This window comes from Microbulbifer okhotskensis, assembly GCF_023895975.1.
GTDB classification, from domain to species: Bacteria; Pseudomonadota; Gammaproteobacteria; order Pseudomonadales; family Cellvibrionaceae; genus Microbulbifer; species Microbulbifer okhotskensis.
In genome coordinates, this window is sequence record NZ_JALBWM010000274.1 from 1 (window position 1) to 1,464 (window position 1,464).

Here is a 1,464-nt window from a genome sequence, read left to right on the forward strand (position 1 = left end):
CCTAGGTTTTTATTGGAAAAATTCAAATTTTTTGAGGTTAGTGCTGAATAGTTACTAATGATTTTTATCTTAAGAGGGACTTTTGTTTACAATTGAAAGCCCAAAACATTCATCAACGATGATCAATCTGTAACCAGCTTAGGCACCCATATAAGAGTACGCCCTCTTACTCAAGATAACAATCTCAGCGAAACAAACGTATATCTCCAGTTTATTCCAAACTGAAAAAGCAAAAATCATCTCTCAAATATAAGATGATCCACTATTTCCATATACTCTTGAATATATAAAGAAACGTTTTTTCGACCAATTAAAGGTTCACAATAACCAAATGCATAAACAGTATTCCGGCAGGTGGTATAAGTAATTATCATAAAGGGGTTTATCCCATCAGTTATGGGTAACCATCCCTTTCTCAATTTCAAAATATCTCATTTCATCGGCCAACTGGCTTATATCACCCACATTAGAAATACAAATTCCAGCCGGGAAAAACCCTTTTTGCTCTGTCATTTCAACTGCCATATAGACTATGTTTTCTACCTTATAGTCAGCGCTTAAATTTTTCGTTAATGGAATCTGCCTAATTAGAACTGACTAAATTTGATCTTGAAAGAGCTTGGCCAGCTCTATCGCACCCATTGAGTCAACATTTAGTGGAACATTTAAACTGGTAGTTTCGGAAAATTAACCCATATCATCTAGTGGAATTGGGGTTCATATAAACCCCCTGCATCCAACACCAAAATAATTTCTGACACATTTTTATTAACAGATATAGCTCTGACTGCAAGTATCGCTATAGCACAATATATCGCAGTCCGCTTTATCTGATGTTTTTGGCAAGCTGCACTAACAGCTGAATATTTCTTAAGGGCATCAAGTATGATGTAGCACAGGCTCTACGCTCAGATGGAGCAACATCTTTCTCTGTCAACCAATAAAAAGATCCCATATTCTTGTATTCAAACTTCCCCTCCCCAAAAAATCCCGCTGCATCCAGGCGACTCACTATACTATTCAGCAGAGGAAGTGAATGAAAATCGATCCTTTCTCCCTTAGAGCGGACAAACCTATCCAGGCTCAAGAATAGTGTCATTACAGACCTAGCATCCAATATGGCATGAATACTGTCAACGACAATCCACTCAACAATCCCATTTCTGTCTGTATAAAAAGTGAGACTATAGGCATGCTTCTCACTATCCAGATATTTCATTCCGTGAACTAAATACTCGCTCTCAAAGTTCAGTTTAGTATGAGCTGCCACTATTTGAAGAGGTATATCCTTGAAATTGACATCACAGATCCAGAGAAGCCGTTCCCCTCTTTCTACTCGGGCGCGCAAAAAGGGGGGGGCGCTGATGTAAGTATGCAAACCCTTGACACAATACTTCCACTCTCAATGGTTCAATACTTCGGACAGTTTTAGGGGGCGAAATAGGTAGGAACCACGGCCAGATA

General features: G+C 38.8%; 2 protein-coding genes. Both read right to left on the bottom strand.

The genetic code is table 11. From position 1 onward, the window contains the following. Nucleotides 1-390: 390 nt before the first annotated feature. Nucleotides 391-525: a hypothetical protein gene (locus MO867_RS23660; RefSeq protein ID WP_256474278.1), complete on the bottom strand. Its 135-nt coding sequence runs from the start codon at nt 523-525 to the stop codon at nt 391-393. Nucleotides 526-826: 301 nt separating this feature from the next. Further along, on the bottom strand, nt 827-1,270 hold the full coding sequence (locus MO867_RS21990) for a hypothetical protein (protein WP_252473149.1): 444 nt from the start codon (nt 1,268-1,270) through the stop codon (nt 827-829). Nucleotides 1,271-1,464 lie beyond the last annotated feature (194 nt).

What these genes read in the sequence shown, in the direction of transcription:
- MO867_RS23660 (WP_256474278.1), bottom strand. Translation starts at nt 525, where the DNA reads ATGGCAGTTGAAATGACAGAGCAAAAAGGGTTTTTCCCGGCTGGAATT.